This is a genomic window from Ruegeria sp. HKCCSP346, from assembly GCF_017872595.1.
In the GTDB taxonomy this organism is placed as follows: domain Bacteria; phylum Pseudomonadota; class Alphaproteobacteria; order Rhodobacterales; family Rhodobacteraceae; genus Ruegeria.
Window position 1 is genome coordinate 242263 of the sequence record NZ_JAEDOT010000003.1, and the last position, 20825, is coordinate 263087.

The 20825-nt window shown below is 58.5% G+C and carries 25 protein-coding genes; 11 read left to right on the forward strand and 14 right to left on the reverse strand.

Annotation, left to right across the window (positions count from 1 at the left end; translation table 11 throughout):
• Positions 1-23: 23 nt before the first annotated feature.
• The 6 genes from I9185_RS12340 to I9185_RS12365 form a co-directional block, all read right to left on the reverse strand.
• Entirely contained in the window at positions 24-1118 is a 1095-nt protein-coding gene (locus I9185_RS12340; protein WP_210093208.1) for a flagellar basal body P-ring protein FlgI, read from the reverse strand.
• Positions 1115-2122: a flagellin gene (locus I9185_RS12345; RefSeq protein WP_210093209.1), complete on the reverse strand. Its 1008-nt coding sequence runs from the start codon at positions 2120-2122 to the stop codon at positions 1115-1117. The genes I9185_RS12340 and I9185_RS12345 overlap by 4 nt, the downstream gene beginning before the upstream one ends.
• Before the next feature lie 2 nt (positions 2123-2124).
• The gene (flgK, locus tag I9185_RS12350) at positions 2125-3576 is read right to left on the reverse strand and encodes a flagellar hook-associated protein FlgK (protein ID WP_210093210.1); all 1452 of its coding nucleotides are present in this window, start codon (positions 3574-3576) and stop codon (positions 2125-2127) included.
• A 32-nt stretch (positions 3577-3608) separates the two neighbouring features.
• Positions 3609-4904 (reverse strand): flagellar hook-basal body complex protein, encoded by a 1296-nt coding sequence (locus tag I9185_RS12355; RefSeq protein WP_171635632.1) that lies wholly within the window; start codon positions 4902-4904, stop codon positions 3609-3611.
• Positions 4905-4995: 91 nt separating this feature from the next.
• Positions 4996-5835: a flagellar motor protein MotB gene (locus I9185_RS12360; protein ID WP_210093211.1), complete on the reverse strand. Its 840-nt coding sequence runs from the start codon at positions 5833-5835 to the stop codon at positions 4996-4998.
• A gap of 85 nt (positions 5836-5920) precedes the next feature.
• On the reverse strand, positions 5921-7240 hold the full coding sequence (locus tag I9185_RS12365; RefSeq protein ID WP_245223552.1) for a FliI/YscN family ATPase: 1320 nt from the start codon (positions 7238-7240) through the stop codon (positions 5921-5923).
• 105 nt (positions 7241-7345) lie between these two features.
• On the opposite strand from I9185_RS12365, the gene I9185_RS12370 reads away from it, so the two are divergent.
• Genes I9185_RS12370 through I9185_RS12410 form a run of 9 tightly spaced genes read left to right on the forward strand, consistent with a single transcriptional unit; the run spans position 7346 to position 11890 of the window.
• On the forward strand, positions 7346-7732 hold the full coding sequence (locus I9185_RS12370; protein ID WP_210093213.1) for a FlgB family protein: 387 nt from the start codon (positions 7346-7348) through the stop codon (positions 7730-7732).
• Positions 7733-7743: 11 nt separating this feature from the next.
• Complete coding sequence (gene flgC, locus I9185_RS12375; RefSeq protein WP_210093214.1) at positions 7744-8130, forward strand: flagellar basal body rod protein FlgC; 387 nt, start codon at positions 7744-7746, stop codon at positions 8128-8130.
• 12 nt (positions 8131-8142) lie between these two features.
• Entirely contained in the window at positions 8143-8433 is a 291-nt protein-coding gene (gene fliE, locus I9185_RS12380; protein ID WP_171230273.1) for a flagellar hook-basal body complex protein FliE, read from the forward strand.
• Between the two features lie 4 nt (positions 8434-8437).
• Positions 8438-8710, forward strand: a complete 273-nt coding sequence (locus I9185_RS12385; protein ID WP_152459750.1) for a flagellar biosynthetic protein FliQ — start codon at positions 8438-8440, stop codon at positions 8708-8710.
• Positions 8710-9420: a flagellar hook-basal body complex protein gene (locus I9185_RS12390; RefSeq protein WP_171230274.1), complete on the forward strand. Its 711-nt coding sequence runs from the start codon at positions 8710-8712 to the stop codon at positions 9418-9420. The genes I9185_RS12385 and I9185_RS12390 overlap by 1 nt, the downstream gene beginning before the upstream one ends.
• 21 nt (positions 9421-9441) lie before the next feature.
• Positions 9442-10227: a flagellar basal-body rod protein FlgG gene (flgG, locus tag I9185_RS12395; protein WP_170345694.1), complete on the forward strand. Its 786-nt coding sequence runs from the start codon at positions 9442-9444 to the stop codon at positions 10225-10227.
• A complete protein-coding gene (flgA, locus tag I9185_RS12400; RefSeq protein WP_171724117.1) occupies positions 10227-10643 on the forward strand; it encodes a flagellar basal body P-ring formation chaperone FlgA in 417 nt (138 codons plus the stop codon). Before flgG ends, flgA begins: the two co-directional genes overlap by 1 nt.
• Positions 10644-10651: 8 nt before the next feature.
• Complete coding sequence (gene flgH / locus I9185_RS12405; RefSeq protein WP_280922542.1) at positions 10652-11374, forward strand: flagellar basal body L-ring protein FlgH; 723 nt, start codon at positions 10652-10654, stop codon at positions 11372-11374.
• A gap of 9 nt (positions 11375-11383) precedes the next feature.
• Positions 11384-11890 (forward strand): flagellar basal body-associated protein FliL, encoded by a 507-nt coding sequence (locus I9185_RS12410; RefSeq protein WP_171635650.1) that lies wholly within the window; start codon positions 11384-11386, stop codon positions 11888-11890.
• A gap of 33 nt (positions 11891-11923) precedes the next feature.
• Here the strand turns inward: I9185_RS12410 and I9185_RS12415 are convergent, their stop codons facing one another.
• The 8 genes from I9185_RS12415 to I9185_RS12450 all read right to left on the reverse strand — a co-directional run bounded on the left by I9185_RS12415 (position 11924) and on the right by I9185_RS12450 (position 19092).
• Positions 11924-12310, reverse strand: coding sequence for a hypothetical protein (locus I9185_RS12415; RefSeq protein ID WP_210093216.1), 387 nt, complete (start codon positions 12308-12310; stop codon positions 11924-11926).
• Positions 12307-13395 (reverse strand): flagellar type III secretion system protein FlhB, encoded by a 1089-nt coding sequence (locus I9185_RS12420; protein WP_210093217.1) that lies wholly within the window; start codon positions 13393-13395, stop codon positions 12307-12309. The genes I9185_RS12415 and I9185_RS12420 overlap by 4 nt, the downstream gene beginning before the upstream one ends.
• The gene (locus I9185_RS12425; RefSeq protein ID WP_210093218.1) at positions 13392-14165 is read right to left on the reverse strand and encodes a flagellar biosynthetic protein FliR; all 774 of its coding nucleotides are present in this window, start codon (positions 14163-14165) and stop codon (positions 13392-13394) included. The genes I9185_RS12420 and I9185_RS12425 overlap by 4 nt, the downstream gene beginning before the upstream one ends.
• Complete coding sequence (gene flhA / locus I9185_RS12430; RefSeq protein WP_210093219.1) at positions 14162-16249, reverse strand: flagellar biosynthesis protein FlhA; 2088 nt, start codon at positions 16247-16249, stop codon at positions 14162-14164. The genes I9185_RS12425 and flhA overlap by 4 nt, the downstream gene beginning before the upstream one ends.
• A 9-nt stretch (positions 16250-16258) precedes the next feature.
• The gene (locus tag I9185_RS12435; protein ID WP_171635798.1) at positions 16259-16888 is read right to left on the reverse strand and encodes a transglycosylase SLT domain-containing protein; all 630 of its coding nucleotides are present in this window, start codon (positions 16886-16888) and stop codon (positions 16259-16261) included.
• Between the two features lie 142 nt (positions 16889-17030).
• On the reverse strand, positions 17031-17459 hold the full coding sequence (locus I9185_RS12440; protein WP_210093220.1) for an Lrp/AsnC family transcriptional regulator: 429 nt from the start codon (positions 17457-17459) through the stop codon (positions 17031-17033).
• 52 nt (positions 17460-17511) lie between these two features.
• On the reverse strand, positions 17512-18831 hold the full coding sequence (locus I9185_RS12445) for an MFS transporter (RefSeq protein WP_210093221.1): 1320 nt from the start codon (positions 18829-18831) through the stop codon (positions 17512-17514).
• A 3-nt stretch (positions 18832-18834) separates the two neighbouring features.
• Positions 18835-19092: a metal-sensing transcriptional repressor gene (locus I9185_RS12450; protein ID WP_171635661.1), complete on the reverse strand. Its 258-nt coding sequence runs from the start codon at positions 19090-19092 to the stop codon at positions 18835-18837.
• 133 nt (positions 19093-19225) lie between these two features.
• Here I9185_RS12450 and I9185_RS12455 point away from each other — a divergent pair, with 133 nt between their 5' ends.
• Together I9185_RS12455 and I9185_RS12460 are read left to right on the forward strand one after the other, a co-directional pair.
• A complete protein-coding gene (locus tag I9185_RS12455) occupies positions 19226-19840 on the forward strand; it encodes a ribonuclease D (RefSeq protein WP_171635664.1) in 615 nt (204 codons plus the stop codon).
• The gene (locus tag I9185_RS12460) at positions 19837-20805 is read left to right on the forward strand and encodes a KpsF/GutQ family sugar-phosphate isomerase (protein ID WP_171724122.1); all 969 of its coding nucleotides are present in this window, start codon (positions 19837-19839) and stop codon (positions 20803-20805) included. Before I9185_RS12455 ends, I9185_RS12460 begins: the two co-directional genes overlap by 4 nt.
• The last annotated feature ends 20 nt before the right edge of the window (positions 20806-20825 follow it).

Consider the following 20825-nt stretch of genomic DNA (forward strand, 5'->3'; position numbering starts at 1 on the left):
GCCCATCCAGTTGGCGGTGCCCTTCACCTGACGATGAATTCCGCATGCAGCGCGCCTGCTGCCTTGATCGTTTTCAGAATGTCGATCATGTCCTGAGGCGAGACCCCAAGCGCGTTCAGACCTGCGACAACCTCGGACAACGTGGTGGCCTCGGGGATTTCGGCGAGGCCGGTTCCCTCTTCTTCCTCGATCCCTGCGATTGTACGTGGCACGACCACTGTTTCACCTCTGGCGAACGGGTTGGGCTGCACCGCAATCGGTGCTTCCTGAACCGTCAGAGTCAGGTTGCCTTGAGACACCGCAACACGCGAAATTCGGACCTCCTGCCCCATGACAATGGTGCCAGAGCGCTGATCAACAACAACGCGCGCTTTCGATTCAGGTTCGACCAGAATGTTTTCGATACGCCCTATGGCGTGGGCTGTAGAAACCGCCTGCGTCGCCGCGACGTTGATCTCAACCGTGCCGGAATCTCGCATGATTGCCACGGCTTTGTTGAACTCGGTGTTTATCGCGGTTTCGATGCGCGCGGCTGTTGTGAAATCGGGCTCTCTGAGTGCAAGGCGCATCTGAGTGAGAGTTGACAAGTCGAAGTCAATTTCACGCTCGACCCTGGCACCGGATGGGATCACGCCCGAAGTTGGCACCCCACGCACGACCGAGGCTGCCTCTCCTTCAGCCGAAACGCCACCTGCAAGGATTGTGCCCTGCGCGACCGCATAGATTTGGCCATCGGCTGCGTTAAGCGGGGTCATGATCAATGTTCCACCCAAAAGGCTGCTTGAATCGCCTATGGCTGAAACCGTTACATCGATTTGACCACCCACCCGTGCAAAGGGCGGCAGGCTGGCCGTGACCAATACCGCTGCCACGTTTTTGGGCCGGAAATCCTCACCTGTGACGTTGACGCCAAGGCGTTCGAGGATATTGGACATGATTTCTTCGGTGAAAGGCGCGTTGCGTAACCCATCGCCAGTTCCGTTCAAGCCGACCACCAGGCCGTAACCCACCAGATCGTTGCCCCGTACACCGTCAAAATCCACGAGGTCCTTGAGACGGATTGTCCCTGCCCAAGCCATGCCGGGAAGGAGAAGCAGGAGAAATATCAGCGCCCTCATCTCAGAAAGTTCACCAGCGACAGGTTCGCATTGCGAACGGTTACGGAATACAGGCTTTCCAACTGAAATTGCACCGTTTGCAGTTTCGCTGCCGTCTCATAAGGATCGGCCGCGATCAGTTCGTTCCGGCTGAATTCCAGGCTGGTTCGGGCCGAGGAATTGCGTGTTGCCGCCTCTTCGATGCGGGCTTCGGCCGCCCCGACCTTTGCCCGGAGCTTGACGGTGGCATCCTGTGAGTTGGCCAGATCGACCCCTAACTGCGTGAACAAAGCGGTGCGTTGATCGGGCGAAAGTGCCAATGCGCTGTCGGTGGCCAGCGCCGCAACGGCGACATCCTTAAGTGCGGCCTTGAACGCCGGATCCGTTGCCGTGATCGGCAGCGTGACGCTTTCGTTTTCCGAAATCTGCATCGGAGACAGGGTGCCGTTTGACCCCTGATAAATCACGGCGTCGAAACCGGCTGGGTCATTGAACCAGTTTTCTGCCGCCAGCCTGATATCAGCGACCGTCGCAAGCCCAGTCAACTGCGATTTCAGCGCCGTCAAAAGATCGTTCGAAGATTGCAGGGGCGACACATCGGTGGCGGTACCGGAAAACAGGCTGCGCCCTCCTACGCGCGTGTTCAGTGCCGAGATCATCGTGTCCAGCTCATTCTTCGCATGTTGGGACGCTTGTTCATGATTGACGGGCTGATTGGCGGTTCCGTAAGCCAGCAAAGACGCGGTCATGTCTCCGACCGAATCTCCGAAGGTTCTCAGGCTCAGTTGCATGGTATCGGTGAACAGGGCCGCTTCGGACGTTGCGATGCCAAAGGCGTCGAGTCTGGCGAGGCTGCGGTCGAGATCCAGAATTTGCGAATAATCCCCGCCAATCCGCCCCGAGACGTCCTGTACCCGCCCGGTGGACATTTCATAAGACAGGGTTTCGATCTGGGTTTTGATATCTGTTGCGCGGGTTCGTAAGGTCATTCCTCGCGCCAAATCGCCGATAGAAGTGATATTCATGGTCACAACCTCAGAAGAGTTTCCATAAGCTCGTCAACAACTGAGATGACACGAGCGTTTGCGGCATAAGTCTGTTCGACCTGCATGAGCCGCTGTAGTTCCTGATCGGTATCCACGCCCTGCGCGGCCTCGATCTGCGCCATTTGCTGCTGGAAGCTGTTTGCAAAAGTCTTGCGTTGATCTGCGGCATGGGCGTGTGCGCCCGCTTTCGACAACAGGGCCTCGGTCAACTCGGCAGCTCGCATGTTTCCCGTGCCGAACAGCCCGCCAGGTACCGGACGTGCGTCGTTCAATATGTGCCCGAACGCGCGCAATTGAGCAGCCTGCCCAGGGTCACCCGGAGTTGCGGCGCCCAGACCCGCGCGCAGTTTCCAACTGTCCCCGCCATTGTCAGGGTCCACGGTTGAATTGAATGAGATCCGTGATGCAAGTCCGACAACAGATGCAGGATCAAATCGGTTGCCATCGTCGGTGAACAAACCGGGATCTGTCACAAGAGCCGACGAATCCAAACCGGGCGTTTCAAATCGTTCAATCAGGTCCCTTGCAACCGTGTCGAGCTGAACCTGCGCCTCGACTGCCAAGTCGTCGCGGATGGTGAACTGCGCCATCAGTGCCCCGCCGCGGATTTGAGCGTTATCTCCGCTTGTCCGTACCGGGTTTCCGTTCATCTCCAGACTGGACAACAGACCATTTGCCACAGTCATATGAGGCTTTGTTTCGCCCGTCGTGGAAAAAGTGAACTCCGAGGCCGTGCCTTCCAACAGGATCAGCCCGCCCTCCGAGTACAGGGATACCTGATCATTGGCGCGAGGCACGACATTGACCGGGATCAGGGTATTGACTTGGTCGATCAGGACGTGCCGCTGATCCAGCAGGGCACCGATGTCACCGCCAGAGTTTTGAATGGCGGGAATCTTGGCGTTCAGGTCTTCGATATCTTTCAGAGTCTGATTCAGGGTATCGATCTGGGCGCCAATTTTTCGATCAGCATCCGAGCGTGCCTGGCGTACGCCTTCGGACGCCGCGTTCAGCTCGTTGGTCAGATCGCGGGCCGAGCGCGCAACCTGATCCAGCCGTTCGATCGAGTCAGGCAGACTGGCCGCCGTGATAAAGGCGTTTTCCAACGAGGACAGACGGGTAGACAGCGAAGGGCCGTCATCAGGAGACCCCACCAGTTGTTCGAACCGCGCGTGAAAATCTGAAACGTCCGACCGAAAGGCGAGTTCGGCATCAGACGAACGTCTGTTGGCGGTCAAAACCGGATCCTGATGCCGGATCACGCCAACGGTGCGTACGCCATTTCCGGATATAGGACTTGTCGCAAGTTCCAGGGACCGGCGCGCATAGCCGGGGGTTAGCGCATTCGCGATGTTCCCGGACACCACAGCGGCCCCGCGACTGGCCGCAGTCAGCCCGCCCAATGCGTTATTGAGTGCTGTCGACATGTTCATGAGGCCGTTCCTTTCTTTGGGTCAGAGCTGGATTAACGTTTCAGGTTTGTCGTTTCCTGCAACATCTCGTCCACTGTCTGGATCACCGTGGCGCTGGACGAGTAAGCACGTTGCGTCTGAATCAATGAGGTCAGCTCAGTCGCCACATCCGTGGTGGATTCCTCACGCGCGAAAGAAACAAGATCCCCTGTCGGGCCTTCGCCGGCATTCCAAAGAAAGAACGTACCGCTTTCTCGTGACGGCTCGTAGGTTTGGCTGTCCAGCGCGGTCAGGCCGTTAGGATTGGGAACGTCAGCAAGCGGGATTTGGAACATGCGGCGGTTGACACCTGTATCATAGCGCGCGTAGACATAGCCGTTTTCGTCCACCTGAACGCTGGTCATGGTTCCCACGGCAGAGCCATCGCGTGTGATTGAAACCGGCGCAAAGGTGTCGGATAGCTGGGTTATGCCGTCGGTATCCCCGATCTGGCCGATATTGATCTCCATCGGTCCACCGGCGACGTTGACCATGACACTGCCCGTTGCTGGATCATAAGCACCACCTGAAATAGGTGTCACGCTTGCGAGGGTTCCCCCGGCCGTTCGGTTGTCGGTGAATGTCAGCCTGTATTCCCCCACGACGGCCCCGCCAGAGGCTGAATCGCGCAATACCATCCGCCATTCATTGCTGCTGCCGGTTGCGGGAACGGTCGGAATCAACTGGATATCGACGCTTTCAGACTTGCCGAGATTGTCGAAATACTTGACCGACAAAGGCTGAATGTCGCCCGGCGCGCCCGCATCTGTTGCCGTGGCCGGAAGGTTCATACGCAGTTTCATTTCCGTGGTTGGAGAACCCGACAGCTGATTCACGCTGAGCTGAATGGGTACAAGCGCGGAGGGTGTGTCGCGCGAAACCGGTGGAATAGTGCCATCAGATGCCGCGGGCCACCCCAGAAGAACGAGGCCGGATTCGGTAACCAAATACCCTTCTTCGTTGGTGCGGAACGACCCGGTTGTTGTCAGCAGCATCTCGTTCGAATTATTCCCGATCTGCGAACTGGGGCGCACAGGCAACATGCCGCGCCCGCGAACTGCCAGATCGGTTGAGTTGCTGGTTGTGACCAAGGGCCCGCGTTGGTCAATCATGCGCTGGCTTGTCGTCCGCACGCCGCCTGCCGAATAGCTGCCACCCTGGCCCGACGTGACCATTGAATGAAAATCCGTCTCGACCCGTTTATATCCATAGGTTGAAGAGTTCGCGATGTTGTCGGAAATCGTCGCCAACCTGTTGGCATTGGCTTTCAGCGCCGCCACACCGGCATTGAGCGAAGAGGAAATGGTCATGGGTGCGCCCTTCTGTTGCGTCCGTCTTTGATGCAACAGGTAACGCGCTGCCCCTTAACAGCGCGCTAACATGTAAAATACGCTCTATCATTTAGGGCTGGCGCAGAAAGATCACTTCGATCCTGTTGTTTCGCGCAGCCATGGGATTGTCGGCGAACAATTCTCGGTCTGCATGGCCCGTAACACGATCCATTCTTTGTGCCGCAACGCCCTTGTCCTGTAGCAACTGACGCAATTTTTGGGCCCTTGCCGTGGACAGTTCCCAGGCTGTGTTGCGCGCCTGCACAACCGGAGACGCGCTGACATGCCCTTCGACAGCGATCGAATTGACGACAAGATCCGATGCTCGGGCGATGATCAGGGCCAGGGACCGCAGAAAGCTGGTTGGCTTGTCAGAGCCCGATTCGAACAATGCCTGATCGTCGGTGTCAAACAGTTCCACCACCAGTCCCTCATCCGTGACTCGTGTGACGATATGCTTGAGCAGTTTGTCCGAGATCTCGCTTTCACCCGTGCGCCCCAGCAGTTGCGCCTCCAACGTAGAGAAATCTTCCTTGTTTCCTTTGCCGCCGCCCTCGGCATTCACTCCGATCGAGCCACGGGCCTGATGCGATTCAGTCGGGTGAGTGGTCGTGGCACCCTGACCGTCCCGCAGCAGCACTTCTTCAGACAGCATGCTGTCGCCGCCAAACGCCCCGTCCCCGCCGCCGGATTCCGGGCTTAGCGGGATTGTCGGTGCGAAATAATCCGCCAACCCTTTTCGTTGCTGTTCCGTTGTTGCGTTCAGCAGCCACATCAACATGAAGAAGGCCATCATGGCCGTCACAAAGTCGGCATACGCGACTTTCCACGCGCCACCGTGATGGCCATCGCCACCCGATACACGCTTCTTCTTGATGATGATTGGCGCCGCATTGGTTTGCGCACCCATCTCCACCACCTTTTTATCACCCGACTATCGAGATAGCAGCGTACGTCTTAAGGCGGCCTTAATACTTAAAACTGTTCCGAGTTCACTAACGCGGCAGGCCGGCCGAGGCACGGCGCAGAATCAGGGACAAGCGGTTGAAGCTGTTTTCAATCCCTTCGGAATCGGGTTTGCCGAAAAACGCGTCCAACTCCTCATGAACGCGCACGGCTTGATCCAAGAGCGGATCTGATCCTTCTGAATACAGCCCGGCCTTTATCATGACTTCGGATTGCTCGTAGCTGCCAACAAGTTTGCGGGTTTCGTTGATCATCTGGTTCTCGGCCTCTGACGCGGCCTCTGGAAGGCTGCGGGATACGGATTTGCTGAGGTCGATAGCCGGGAAGCGCCCGCGTTCGGCAATCTCGCGGCTGAGTACGATATGCCCGTCCAACACACCACGCAGAATGTCGGCGATGGGTTCATCCATGTCGGACCCCGCAACCAGGACGCTGAACACGGCGGTGATATCACCCTGCTCCTGCGTGCCGGGGCCTGCGCGTTCACACAGGTTGGCAATAAGGGGGGTGACAGAGGGCGGATAGCCTCGGAGTGACGGGGCTTCGCCCATGGCAACGGCGATTTCACGGTGCGCTTCCGCGAAACGGGTTACCGAATCGGCCAGAAACAGGACGTTCAGCCCCAGATCCCGCAGGAACTCTGCCGCCGACATGGCCGACCACGCGCACCGTCTGCGCGCCAATGCAGACTGGTCGGACGTCGCGGCGACCACGATCGTGCGCCTCATGGCTTCCGGACCTATGGCGCGGGCAACAAACTCGTTCACTTCACGCCCACGTTCGCCGACAAGAGCCACCACAACCACGTCAGCCTGCATGAAGCGCGCCAGCGTCGACAGCAGCGTCGATTTCCCTACACCTGATCCCGCAAACAACCCAACGCGTTGACCGCGTACAATCGGCAGCATGGTGTTGAGAACAGATAGTCCGGTGGCCATCCGCTTTCCCAATGGCTTGCGCGCCACCGCAGGCGGCGGCGCTTGCATGATGTCGCGATCCTGTGGCCCGTTCAGCAGAGGTTTTCCGTCCAGCGGTTTGCCAAACGGATCAATGACGCGTCCAAGCCAGTGCAATGCGGGCCCGAAACCCGGCGAGGGATCAAGGTACACACGATCCCCGAGGCTGACACCGTCAGGGGCGGAACCCGGTATCATGTGGATATGGTCTGCACCGACATGCAGCACTTCACCGGCCAGATCGGGCCCTGCGCGCCGCCGCAATGTAAGCAAGTCCCCGATTCGCGCATGTTCGTTCAGGCCACTGATCTCGATCAACCCTTGCGCGACGCCGCTGACCAGGCCCACGTGGCGGATTGAAGTCATCCGATCGAATTCATGTTTCAGAAGCATCGGGTCGAGATCAGACATCTTGGGTTCTCCAATTGGGTTCTGAAAACGGTTTCTAAAGGAATCGGGGTTAAGCCTTGATTGAAATTGATCGAGGGAGAAGCCCCGATGTTCTATGACTTGAACGTCCTTAAGACCGCGTACGCAATGGCAACCCATGCCGGGCAACGGCAGGCGGTGATTGCGCGCAACATGGCCAATGCGGATACGCCGGGCTACCAGCCGCGCGATATCGAGCCCTTCCATACAGCACTTGAAACCTCGGGACGCGAAGTGACCATGATGGCCACGCGGCAGGGTCATCTGCACGGCGGTACAGGTGCGCAGCCCTGGGCAGAGCACCAGGCCGCTTCGTCGGGTGATCCAAATGGCAACGGCGTATCGCTTGAAGAAGAAATGCTGAAATCGGTCGATGTCAAACGACAGCACGACCGCGCGTTGGCGATCTACAAATCCTCGATGAACATCCTTCGCACCAGTCTGGGGCGTGGATAAGGAGGCCGGGGATGAGCGATTTTTCCCACTCACTTGCTGCATCCGCCAGCGCCCTGCGTGCGCAGGCAGCCCGTCTGCGTCACGTGTCCGAAAACATATCGAATGCGGATACACCCGGGTACCGGCGCAAGACGGTGCCGTTTGAGACCATGGAAAAAGAGGGTCAGAACGTGGTGAAAGCTGGCCGCGTAAAGCTTGATCGACGCGACTTGACACGAATTTTCGACCCCGGTCACCCGTTGGCAGATGCCAGTGGTCACTATCTGGGATCGAATGTCGATCTGATGATCGAAATAGCCGACGCGCGTGAGGCGCAGCGGAGCTACGAAGCCAACCTCAAGATGTTCGATCAAACACGGCAAATGTCGTCGTCATTGATGGAACTGCTTAGAAAATAAAGGACAGCCAGAATGGACATCCGATCCTTGACCGCCGCGCAGAATTATGCCGGCGCCCGTCCTGCAACCCAGGCCGACCCAGATCACTCGGGCATGGTGCAGGGGCTGAAGGCAAGTTTTCAGGACTTTGCATCCACGTTGAAACACAGCGAGCAGATGTCGCAGACCGCGATGGTAGGGCAGGCCGACCCGCACGCGCTGGTGCAGGCGCTGGCACAGACCGAACTGGCCGTCGAGACAGCAGTGATCGTGCGCAACAAGGTGGTCGAGGCCTATCAGGAAATCCTTCGGATGCCGGTCTGATACCATGCTGAGCGAAGGTCTTTTCTATGACATCGTGCGTCAGGCTCTCTGGATCGCCGTCATCACATCGGTCCCGATTCTGGCAGTTGCTCTGGTGTCAGGCCTGATCGTTGGTCTGTTTCAGGCCCTGACGTCGATACAGGAAATGACACTGACCTTTGTTCCCAAACTGATCGCCATCGTCGTCGTGTTCTGGATCTCGATGGGGTTCATGACTCAGACCCTTGTTACGTTTTTTACCGGTACGCTTGTTCCATTGATCGCAGGAGGTCGCTGATGGACACCGCCTATGTCACCCTGTCCCGCCAGTCCGGGCTGATGAATGAAATGCGCCTGGTGGCGAATAACATCGCAAATGCCAACACGACTGGCTACCGCCAGCAGGGGCTGGTGTTCTCGGAATACATTCGAGATATGCCGAACAGCCCCTCCCTTTCCATGAGCCGGGCCGAGGCGCGAAATTCGTCAATGCAACAGGGTGTGCTGACGCAAACCGGCGGGCAATTTGATTTTGCCATCGAGGGCGACGGGTTCTTCATGGTCGAAACCGAGAACGGCAACCGGCTGACGCGGGCTGGTAGTTTTTCTCCCAATGCCGATGGCGATCTGGTTTCAATGGATGGTGCGCGCGTGCTCGATGCCAATGGCGCGCCTGTGTTCATCCCGCCTGATGCCGCGTCAATCGATGTCGGCAGCGACGGAACGCTGAGTGTCGATGGTCAACTTCTGGGTCAGCTGGGCGTTTTCAACGTCGCCGACACGAACGAACTTGTACGCGAAGGAAACACTCGTTTCCGCACCGACGGTGCAATCGAGCCGGTCGACGAGCCGGTGGTTTTGCATCGCTTTCTCGAAGGGTCAAACGTGAACGCGATTCAGCAAGTGACCCGTTTGGTGGAAATCCAGCGCGCCTATGAGCTGGGGCAAAGCTTTCTTGAGAGTGAAGATGAGCGCGTGCGTGGAGCACTCAAGGCGCTGATGCGCTGATTTGGATGAGGAGAGTTAGACATGCGGGCCCTTAAAATTGCCGCCACCGGGATGACAGCGCAACAGATGCGGGTCGAGACGATCTCGAACAACCTCGCGAATATGAACACCACCGGCTACAACGCCCGACGGGCCGAATTCGCCGACCTGCATTATCAGCAGATGGCGCGGGCCGGCACCGTGAACGCGTCGGACGGAACGGTTCTGCCCACGGGTATTCAACTGGGTCTGGGTGTGCGACCGGCAGCGGTAACAGTGCAATTGGAACAAGGCGCCTTGTCAGCCACCGGGAGCGATCTGGATGTTGCAATCGAAGGTCGCGGATATCTGGAGGTGACCTTGCCCAGCGGTCAGGCCGCTTATACGCGCGACGGCAGTTTGAAGCGGTCGGCAGAAGGTCTGATCGTCACCTCTGACGGGTTTGCGGTTTCGCCGGAAATCACCATCCCCGACGATGCGCGTTCTGTTTCGATCAATGCGTCGGGCGAGGTCTATGCATATTTTGACGATTCCCCCGAAGGTCAGTTGCTTGGGGAGTTTACGCTGGCCAGTTTTTCGAACGCAAAGGGCCTGGAAGCCGTCGGAAGCAATCTGTTCAAGGAAACCGAAGCTTCCGGCGCTCCGGTACTAGGTACGCCGGGCGAAGACGGTCTGGGAACTTTGCGGCAGGGTTATCTGGAAGACAGTTCGGTTGACGCCGTTCGCGAAGTTACCGAGCTGATCGAAGCGCAACGCGGCTATGAGATGAATGCCAAAGTCATCACGGCGGTGGACCAGATGATGAGCGCGACAACGCAGGTACGGTGATGCGACATCTGGTTCTTTCTCTGGTGCTGCTGGCGCCAATTGCCGCACAGGCTGACATTGTGGTGCCGACACGCACGATACGGGCCAAGGAAGTCATTTCTGCGGCCGATCTCGAGTTAAAGCCAACAGATGTTGCCGATGCAATTTCAGACCCTGATCTTCTGATCGGACAAGAGGCCCGGGTGGCGCTCTACCCCGGTCGGCCAATTCGCGGCTCTGATGTCGGGCCACCTGCCATCGTGGATCGAAACGATCTGGTCGTGCTGGTGTTCAGTAGCCAACCCTTGTCGATCACCACAGAGGGCCGGGCCTTGGGGCGCGGCGCGGCGGGGGATCGCATTCGGGTCATGAACCTTTCATCCCGAACAACCGTAACAGGCCGAATCCGTCTGGACGGTCAAATCGAGGTACAGTGATGCACGGATTGCCAAAAACCCTTATCCTGACGGCTTTTGCCTTGTCCGCATGTGGTCGAATGGACCATTTGGGCAAACCGCCAAGTTTCACACCCAACGAGGATTCCCCGGAACAGGTTGCAATGTTGTGGCCGGGTTTGCCATTGCACATCCAACCCCAGCGAAACGTCGACCGATCCTCTTTATGGAGCGGCGGGCAGCATTCGTTGCTGGGCGACCAGCGGGCGATCAAGAAAGGCGACATCCTGACCGTTGTCATCGAACTGGACGAGAAGGCAGAAATTTCGAACAACACCAGACGATCCAGATCTGGTTCCGAGAATCTCGAAGTACCCAGCCTCTTCGGCCTGCCTCAGCGCGTGCAAAAGAACCTGCCCCAGGGCGCGTCACTGGATGAAGCCGTTTCGATTGAGGCGGATTCCTCGAGCTCTGGCCGGGGATCCGTCAGGAGAAACGAAAAACTGACTCTGCGTGTTGCCGCAACAGTGCTGGATGTGTTGCCGAACGGAGTTCTTTCAATATCGGGATCCCAAGAGTTGCGGGTCAACTTCGAACTGCGAGAGCTTCTTGTGACGGGATATGTCCGCCCGCAGGACATCTCGCGGCAAAACGAAATAACCTATGACAAAATCGCGTCAGCGCGCGTGTCATATGGCGGCAGAGGGCAGATAACGGATGTCCAGCAACCCCGCTATGGTCAGCAAGTTCTTGATTCCCTTTTGCCGTTCTGAGGTGAGATCGTGGTCGCGAAATTGATTCCCGTGATTTTTCTGATTGTTGGACTCGGTGCGGGTATTGGCGCGAGTCTGGTTCTTGCACCTGCAAAGAAACCTGAAACTGCCGTTGCCGAAAAAGAAGCAGTCAAAGAGGACAAGGCGGCCGGCAAAAAAACAGGGAAATCAAAGGAAAAAGGCGAGGGGGAGAGCTTTGGTTATCTGAAAATGACCAAACAATTTGTCGTCCCCGTTGTAAAAGATGACCAGATCGAAGCCATGGTAACGCTGTCGCTGAGCCTTGAGGCGAACCCGGCCATTACAGAAACCTATTATGCAATCGAACCTAAACTCAGGGATGGCTTTCTTCAGGTTCTTTTTGACCATGCAAACACGGGTGGTTTTGACGGGGCTTTTACAGAATCCGGGAACCTGGATGTATTGCGGAATTCCTTGTTGGAAGTGGCGCGCAAAGAATTTGGCGACGACGTGTCCAAAGTGCTGATCCTGAGTGTAAACCGACAAGATAGCTGACACTAATCGGCCCGATACTCCGGGTCGGTCAAGCTATGGCCCGAAGTGTTTTCTGGTTTTTGCTTTTCGGTTTGCCTGCTGAACTTTCTTCCGCAATGTTTCCACCGCTTGTTTTCGCCCAAAGGCAGCACGTAAAGCTTCCATTCCGGCCAGTTTCTGCGAGCGCGTTCGTGCCAGTTGCAGGTTCAATTGTCTCCGGGTCGCGGACTCCCAACTATTCCAGAGAACGTCGGTCCCTGAAACCTGATAGCCTTCGACCTTGGTGCTGTCTTGGCGCGCCTGACGGAGTTGACCGTCCAATCTGGCAAGTTGCTGCTTGATCCGTGCCTCGGCCTTCAGGATCGGTCGCAGCGCTTGAAATTGCTTCTGAAACGCTGCGTTGGTCACTTTTTCCAGATCGGGCAATTGCGTATGAGTCATCGAACTTGCTCCTTCGCGCGTTTTCGCATCGCTTCGGCAAACCGGATCGCGGCGGCAACAGGACGATAGTGCTCTTCGGCGATCTCCTGACCTATGTCCACGGTCGCGTGAAGGGCGCGAGCTGTGGGAGGGTCTGAATGGATCGGAATGCCTGCTTCTCCTGCGGCGGATCGGATGGTGGCGGCGATTTCGTCCACCCCTTTGGCAACGCAAACCGGGGCGCTGCCGGCAACCCGTGTCCATTTAAGCGCCACAGCATAATGGGTGGGGTTTACGATCACGACATCCGCGCCTGGAACACCTGCCAACATTTGGTTGGTTGCGATTTCCTGTGCACGCTGGCGCCGGTGTTGTTTGACATGAGGGTCGCCCTCGGCATCCTTGGTTTCATCCATGATCTCCTTGCGCGACATACGGTTCTTGCGCATGTGTTCGGCATATTGCCAAAGGAAATCGACAACCCCGATGGCCAGTGCGATAGCGATCACGATGAACAGAAAGCGAAACAGCAGGTTCATCATCAGCAGAATGGATGACTTTGCCGGCGCCGCGCTGGCAGACAAAATTTCGGTTAGATTGGCTTTCAGAAAAAGCGCAAGGCAGGTGCTGTAGATCAACAGTTTGGTGGTGCTTTTGGCAAACTCGAACAGGCCGCCCCGCCCGAACTTGTTCTTAGCGTTCGAAATCAGAGAGATACGCGAAAGTTTTGGTTTCAATTTGCTTGGGGCAAAGATCAGCGCGCGCTGGGCGATCAAGTTCAGCAGAACAGCCGCGGCAGGAAGGCAGAACAGCAAAGCAACAGGCAGCAGGGCACTTTTCAAAACCCCTGCAACCGGAGCATGCGATGGCCCATCCGTCAGAAGCCGTGCAAAAGCGTCGGACTGATCGATCAGAACCATGAACCCGGTGCCCATATGCTCGACGCTGTATTGACCGACTGTAAGCAGGGCGATCAGAAACCAGGTATATGCCGCCACGACCGACAAGTCGTTGGATTTTGGAACCTCACCCTTCTCGCGCGCCTTCAGCAGCTTTTGCGGTGTCGGCTCGTATGACTTGTCGCTGTCGTCATCACCTGCGCTCATCTTTGCGCTCCCATCGGGTTGGTGAAGAAGGCGACCAGCGCGTCCGCCCACACGGACAGGATCAGCGGTGTGCCGGCGAACAGCAGAAACAGCCCGGCGAAGGTAATTGCAGGAGCACCCACGAAGGCCACCATCAGCTGGGGCATTGCCCGGTTGATGACCCCAAGTGCCAGGTTGTAAATCAGAGAGGCAATGACGAACGGCGTTGCCAGTGCAAAAGCCAGCCCAAAGCTGTTGGCGACCTGATGCAATCCCCAGCGCGACGAATCCGCGGCATCAGGTGCCAGCCCTATTGGGAACAGGCCATAACTCTGGATCAGGAACTGCGCGGCCCGGATGTGCAGGTCCATGATTACGGCAAGTGTCAGCCCTGCCAGGGTCAGCAGGTATCCCATGGCGGGGACCGGATCGGCCGCCGCGCCACCCAACAGTTGCGACAATGACGTGGACTGAGCCGCAATAGACCCCGCGGTTTGCAGCGCGAGAACGAACAGGCGCAGGCCTATCCCCAGGACAAGCCCGATCAGGACTTCGGTGCCGACCAGTCGCACGGTCGCCCAAAGGCTGGGATCAATTCTGACGGGGGGCGCAGCGGGCAGTATGATCAGCGTGAAAGCAACGGAAGCACCAAGCTTTACCCGTGTCGGAATACTGCGCTCACCGAAAGCTGGAAGCAGCGAAACAAGAGCGGAGGCGCGCAGAAACACGACAAAGGCCTGCCAGATTGCTTCGGCCAGCTGCGACAGCATTTCTGGCGGCAGGGCAATCACGCTGCAACAGTTCCGACCAAGGCAGGTTTGGCTTCCAGCCCGATTTCTTCGAAGGACAACACCGGGTTGGACACGCCGCGTGCCTGCATGACTGTGCGCAGCAACCGACGGCGCCGGGTCGAGGTCACGACGGCCGGAAACAGACCGTTGTCAGCGGAATTGGCGATGGTGCTCACAACTCCGTCGGCCAGTTTGTTGAACACGTTTGGGGGCAGCGCGACATCCATGCCGGTATTTGGGGCGTCGATCTGGTAAGAGGCGAATGTGTCCTCCCATTCCGGGGCCAACTGTATCAGAGGGATCGAACCATCCTCGCGCTTCATGTCCGCGACCAGCTGAAAGCCAAGACGCTGACGCACAAGTTCACAGATGCCTTCGGGCTGGGTTGTGGTCAGCCGCGCCTCGGCGACACTTTCAAGGATCAGCGCCATGTTGCGGATCGACACACGTTCGTCGAGCAACAGGCGCAGAACAGCGTGCAACGTGTCGATCGGCACTTTGTCGGGGATCAGTTCATCCAGCAGCTTGCGGTTGGCTTCGGCGCGTACCGGGTCGCTCAGGCGGGTCATTTCCGACAGCAGGCGCCGGAGGGATTTCAGTGTCAGCAGGCGCGAGAAGTTCTGTTTGATGATCTCCAGCAGATGGGTGGCAAGAATCTCAGGCGGTGAGACTATGGTGGCGCCGCTCAGCGCGGCGTCCTCCTGATCTTTCGGCAGGATCCAGCGCGCCGGAGCACCATAGACAGGCTCGGTCACGTCATTGCCCTCCGGCAGCAGGTCAAACCCGTCCTGCACGAGCGCCAGGACCAGATCGGGATGCAAGACACCGCGTGCCTGTTCGACGCCCTGAACCTTGATCACATACGTTCCGGTCGGCAGGTCGGCGCGGTCGGTCAGGCGGATCTCGGGCAGAATCAGGCCAAAGGTCGACGCCACATAGGTCCGCATATTGGCAATACGGGCGTCCAGCCCCGTGCCAGGGTTCAGCACCATGCTGACCAGATCCGGCGCGAACTTCAGATGGACATCATCCAGGTCCAGGATGTCGCCGATAGCTTGGGATGACGGCGCTTCGGTTTCGGTCGAGGGCAGGTTTGCCGATACCGCCGCATCTTGCTGCTTTCGGTGAACATTGTAAGCCGCATATCCCAGAATGGCCGCGCCAAGGATGAACGGCAGAAAAGGGAGACCGGGCACCAGAGCGAACAGGACCATGAGCACCGCGACAGTCGACAATGCTGCGGGGTGGCGGCCAAGTTGAGAAAAGATGGCGTTGTCTGTGGCCCCTTGCGTGCCGCCCCGTGCCAGCAGAAGGGCAGACGCTATGGAAATGATGACGGCGGGAATTTGGGACACCAACCCGTCGCCGACGGTCAGAATCGCATAGGTTTCGAACGCCGAGGCCACGGGCATTCCATGTACGACGACGCCCATGACCAGGCCCATGACAAGGTTCAGCAACGTGATCAGAAGCCCGGCGACAGCGTCACCTTTCACGAATTTCGACGCGCCGTCGAGCGAACCGAAGAATGTCGTCTCCTGCTGTTCCAGCTCTCGCCGTTCCTTGGCCTGCTGATGATCGATTGCCCCGGCGGACATGTCGCTGTCGATCGCAAGTTGTTTGCCGGGCATCCCGTCCAACGCAAAGCGCGCGCCGACTTCGGCCATGCGGGCGGCGCCTTTGGTGATGACCATGAAATTCACGATCAGCAGCACGCCGAACACCACCAGGCCAAGAAAAATACTGCCGCCCATGACGAAACTGGCAAAACCTTCGATCACGTCTCCTGCCGCATTCGGGCCGGTGTGCCCCTGCCCGATGATCAGTTTCGTCGACGACACATTCAGCGACAGGCGCAACATCAAAGACGCCAGCAGAATCGTCGGGAAGGACGAAAAGTCCAGCGGGCGTTCAATGAACAGGGTCAGGGTGAAGATCAGGATGGCCAGGGCAAAGGAGGCCGCCAACCCCACGTCCAGAACCCAGGCTGGCATGGGCAGGATCATCATGACGATGACTGTCATCAGCGCAATCGCCAGCAGGACAGTAGGCGAAAACAGCGACTGGATGTTTACCTTGGGCACGCGAAACTCCTAGTTGAAGGCGATAAACGCGGTTGCGGCGCCTGCGGCCGGCACCAGAGACCCAAGCGCGCCGGTGCGGGGCGAGGCCGTCGGAATGGGGATCAAGGGGAGTCCGGCTCCGGTGAACGGATCCCGAGACGTGCCCGCAACCCGGGTTCGGGGGGCCCCTTCAAGCTGTGCCAGCACCTTTTGAAACCGCTCTTTGTAAGCTTCGGCAAGGGGTGTCGTGCGGGAATGATAAGCCCCCGCGGCTGCGGGCCACGATCCAAGCTCGGCATGGAGTTCATTCAGGAACCGGGCGGCGTAGGTCGCGTTCTCATCCGGATCGAACATCGCGTCGATCGAACGGAAGGCTCTGCCGTGCCAGCGATAATTGATCTGAAAACAGCCGACATCAAAGCTGCGGGCGCCCGATTTGAAGATTTTGAACGCATAGGCCTTGGCTTCGACCTCGGACTTGAACCAGTATCCCTGACCGCCGACGTTGATCGTCCAGGGCCAAGGCTGCAACCGGCCGTCCAGCCTGCGCCCGGTTTCAACGCGCGAGATGGCGCGCAGCACGTCCAGGGGCACGCCTTCGGACAAAGCGGCGCGGCGCGCGGCATGATCGCAGAGGTCACCGGTTTTGGCATCTGGCATGGCAAACCCTGCCTGCGCCAAAAGCACATGCACCAATATGAGTAACAGCGGGAACTTCTGATTTGGCATTCTGCCGGTCCGGGATTCTGATCTCTCCCGGCCAAGCTAGCCAACGATCGGTTTACAGAGAGTTATCGCCGTTTCAGTTTCGATCTATCCTGCGCCCGAAAACAACGCTGGTATTGGTGCGCAAGACACCGGGAATTTTCGCCAGGTCATCGACCAGAATGTCCAGATCCTCCAGCCTTGGGGCCTCTGCCGACAGCATAAGGTCGAATTCTCCGTTGATCGACAGGCACAGTTTGACTTCGGGGTAGGTTTCGAGCCGCTTGATGATCCGGCTGGTTTCCTTTTGCTGCACTTCGAGCATGACGATGACCTGCACTTTCGGCGTGTCATCGGTGGACCCGAGGCGCACGGAATATCCTTCGATCAGGCCGCGCTGTTCCATCCGGTTAATTCGCTCGTGCACGGTTGTCCGGGCCACACCCAGCGTGGTCGCAATCTGCGTGGTCGAGGCGCGTGCGTTGGCTTGCAGGGCGGCGATGATGCGACGGTCAAGCTGGTCCATTGGGGCTCTGATTCATGGTCATTCCGGGTTGAGATCAGGTCGAAGCGCCCGCTCAGGGTTCGCGCGGGATGCGCGGGTGCAGATCGTCGATGATGATCGGATGCGCGTGCGGGCCTGACCCAGCCAGATGCGGATGATCGGGCGGCAGGTCGGGGTGATCATGGGTGATCGGTTCCTGGTCGAGGCGCGGCCACAGGCCGATTGCACCGACGACGCCCGCCACGGACAGCGTCGCCATGCTGCTGAGTGTGACGGTCGGGCCGAACACGGTCATCAACCACCCCGCCAGCGGGTAAAGAACCAGCCAGCAACCATGCGACAGGGTAAACTGTGCGGCGAAGACGGCGGGGCGATCCTCGGGATGGGCCGACCGGGTCAAAAGGCGGCCCGAAGGTGTCAGGGTGGTGGAATATCCGAAACCGGTGAATGCCCACAACGCGGTCAGCAACCCGAGCGACAGAGGAGCAATTGCGGCCAACATCGCAGCGACGGCCATGGAGCCAGTGGCGAATACGGCGCCCGCGACCATGACCCGACGGTCCTCGATCCGATCCAGAAGGCGGGGCAAGGTAAAGGCTGCAAGCATCGACCCGCCCCCGAACCCGGCCAGGGCAATGGCCACCGCGCTTTCCGACAGGCCCAGATTGGCGCGCACGATGACCACGGTGTTCACGATTACCATCGAGCTCAGGGCTGCTGCGCTCCAGCTGAGCGCAAGCAGTCCGCGCAACCTGGGTGTTTTCAAATAGATACGAATGCCGCGCGTGGTGCGGTCATAGATGCCGCGGGGGCGGCTTGGCTTGGGTGACGGAAGCACGACCGAGACAACCAGCATTGCCGATGCGACAAAACCCAACGCGGTACCCCAGAACAGGCTGTTGAAGCTGACCAGCAGCAGCAATGCGGCGGCGAACATGGGACTCAGCAGGCTTTCCATATCGTAGGCCAGGCGTGACAGCGACAAGGCACGCGTGTATTCAGCTTCGTCTGGCAGAACGTCCGGGATCGTGGCCTGAAAGGCGGGCGTAAAGCCCGCCGACGCCGATTGGAGCACGAAGATCAGCACGTAGATTTGCCAGATTTCGGTCACGAAAGGCAGGCACACTGCAACCGCAGCGCGGATCAGGTCCAGCACGACCAACATCTTGCGACGATCCAGACGCTCGGCAAAAGCAGCGGCGAGCGGTGCAACAGTGACGTAAGCCACCATCTTGATCGTCAGTGCCGTGCCTAGGACAAGGCCCGCAGCATTCCCGGCCAGATCAAAGGCGAGCAGCCCAAGGGCGACCGTGGCCAGCCCGGTTCCGGTCAGGGCGACGATCTGGGCGGCGAACAGGTGGCGGTAGGTGCGGTGTTTCAGAATTCTCAGCATGGCTCAGAGGTACTTTGTAATCGCTTTGAAGTCTTCGATCCCGCCGCCATCGTCGTCAGCGGACAGGCAGTGTTCGATATGATCATGAATCAATGCGCGTTTGGCATTGGTGACGGCCTTCTCTACTGCAAACAACTGTTGGGCGATGTCGGAACAGGGGGCGTGCTCCTCGAGCATGGCAATGACCTTGGCGAGGTGCCCATGGGCCCGCTTCAGTCGGGCCGTGATCTGTGGATGTGACTGGTGGGCGTTGTCTGACATGACTTATCCATATCCCCCCGATGGGGATATGGTCAAGGATTCGGCATCGAACGGCCCGCGACTTTCGGACGGCGTTGAGTTTGGGGACCAAACCGCCTATCTCGGAGGCGATATCGCACAAAGGAATAGTCGGGTGGCGAACCATTTGTACAAAAACGATCTGCCGGATGGGCTGGATCTGGGCCCGGTTGTGGCCATTGACTGTGAAACCATGGGGCTGAACCCGCATCGCGATCGCCTGTGCGTGATCCAAATGTCAGGCGGCGACGGTAACAGCCATATCATCCAGGTGGACAAGGGCCAGACCGTAGCCCCGAACCTGAGTGCCATGCTGGAAAACCCCGATGTCCTGAAGCTGTTCCATTTCGGGCGGTTCGACATCGCCGCGATGTATCACACCTTTGGTGCCCTGGCCGCGCCGGTTTACTGCACCAAGATCGCCAGCCGGCTGGTGCGCACCTACACCGACCGTCACGGGCTGAAGAACCTGTGCCAGGAACTGATCGGCGTGGATATCTCGAAACAACAGCAGATGAGCGACTGGGGCGCTGAAACCCTGACCGATGCTCAGCTGGACTATGCGGCTTCGGACGTTCTTTATCTGCACCGCCTGCGCGACGAGTTGAACAAGCGGCTGGCGCGCGAGGGCCGGACCGAGATGGCGCAGGCCTGTTTTGATTTCCTGCCGATGCGTGCGAAGCTGGACCTCGCCGGTTGGCCCGAAACGGATATCTTTGCACACTCATGACCGACACCGAAGCATTCCTGAGAACCGCCCGCCAGGTCGTCACTGACGAGGCCCGCGCGCTGGATGTGCTGGCCGACAGCCTTGACGAGCATTTTGCCGAGGCCGTGCATCTGATCCTGAAAGCCACCGGGCGCATCATCATCAGTGGCATTGGAAAATCGGGCCATATCGGCCACAAGATTGCCGCCACTCTGGCCAGTACCGGAACGCCCGCCTATTTTGTGCACCCGGCCGAGGCCAGCCATGGCGATCTGGGCATGGTTTCCAAAGGCGATGTGGTGCTGGCGATTTCGAATTCGGGCGAAGCGCCTGAGCTGGCCAACCTGCTTGCCTTTACGCGCCGCTTTGGCATTCCGCTGATCGGGCTATCCAGCAAGCCAGAAAGCACGTTGATGAAACAGGCTGATGTGCATCTGCTGATACCGTCGATGGGCGAGGCCTGCGGTTTCGGCATGGTGCCTTCGATCTCGACGACGCTGACCCTTGCAATGGGCGATGCGCTGGCCATTGCGCTGATGAAGTATCGCGACTTCCGCCCCGAGGATTTTCGCGCCTTCCACCCCGGCGGAAAGCTGGGTGCGCGGCTGAGTACGGTGCGCGACCTGATGCATACAGGCGACGCCCTGCCTCTGGTCGCGGCGAACACCGCGATGAGCGACGCGCTGATCGAAATTAGCCAAAAGGGTTTCGGCGTGGCCGGTGTAACGGATGCGCAGGGGCATTTGTCGGGCATCATTACGGACGGTGACTTGCGGCGGCACATGGACGGTCTGCTGGACAAAACGACCGAGCAGGTCATGACCGCCAATCCGACCACCATAACACCGGACGCATTGGCCGAAGAGGCGGTGGCGATCATGAATGATCGTAAGATCACTTCGCTGTTTGTGGTCGACGAGGCTGCATCCGGACAGGCGCTGGGCCTTCTGCATATCCACGACTGCTTGCGCGTCGGTCTGGGCTGAGGGAGGTCGAATTGGACAGG